We start from the raw sequence: 953 nt of genomic DNA, 5'->3' as shown, positions 1-953 counted from the left end.
GCACTACGTGAATCACCAGAAAAAGCCAATGAACTAGCTGCCAAAATTCGAGCTATCAGGGCTGATGAGCGTCATGTTTATGACAAACTGAAAGATTGCTTCAAAGAAAGTGCTTCTGATTATGATAGTAGATCTCAAGAAGTTAGAAATTTCTACTCAAAGATGCAAGATAAGTTTCACTATGCAATAACAGGAATGGTTAGCGCTAGGTTGATCCTAGATAGAGCCAACCATGAAGATGATAATATGGGTCTAAGTACCTTTGCTGGAGTTTCACCAACACAAAAAGAAGTAACCGTTGGTAAGAACTACCTCAAAGAAACTGAGTTATATAGAATGAACCTCCTATCAGAGCAATTCCTTTTACATGCTGAATCAACAGCTCTAAAGGGAAAGATGATGACTATGAGGTCATTGAATGACCATGTAGATAAATTACTGTTATTTAATGAATATGAATTGCTTCCTGATAGCAGAAATGGAGCAGCTCTGCGTGACGAAGCCAATGAACATGCTCAGCGTCAATATAAACTATTCAAGAAAAAACGGATTATAGAAAAAGCAGGATATGTGTATGACCCAGAATTAATGGCATATGGTGAATATAACGACCTGTTTGATGATGAAGATTAAATTATTACTTTAGCCCTCCCCGCGAGGGCTTTTTTGTGCCCTATCCGCCCATCAAATCTATAGCTATCCCGTATATAGCAATTGACTGCTTATCCCGTTCACTTTCTCTTTGTTCTTTTAGTATTGCGGATATACGCTCACTAGTGACGTTATGCTTTGATTCGTTCAACAGCATTACAGCTCTGCCTACCATTTGACATATACGCATATAGATTACATCTTGCTCAGTATCCATAATTACCTCTGTGTTTTTCCCCCACAATAACACCTCGAATTAAGTATACCCACATAAGATTTGTATGTTTTTGCCTGCTTAGCAT

The 953-nt window shown here is 38.1% G+C and carries 1 protein-coding gene; it reads left to right on the top strand.

All coding sequences use genetic code 11. The features are described from left to right. On the top strand, nt 1-633 hold a 633-nt coding region (rhuM, locus tag ABN217_RS19015; protein ID WP_349459820.1), incomplete at its 5' end, for a RhuM family protein. Nucleotides 634-953: the final 320 nt, after the last annotated feature.

The organism is Proteus sp. fly-1067 (assembly GCF_040139345.1).
Taxonomy (GTDB): domain Bacteria; phylum Pseudomonadota; class Gammaproteobacteria; order Enterobacterales; family Enterobacteriaceae; genus Proteus; species Proteus vulgaris_B.
Note: the sequence above shows the minus strand (reverse complement) of the source record. Positions and strands in the feature narration are given on the sequence as shown.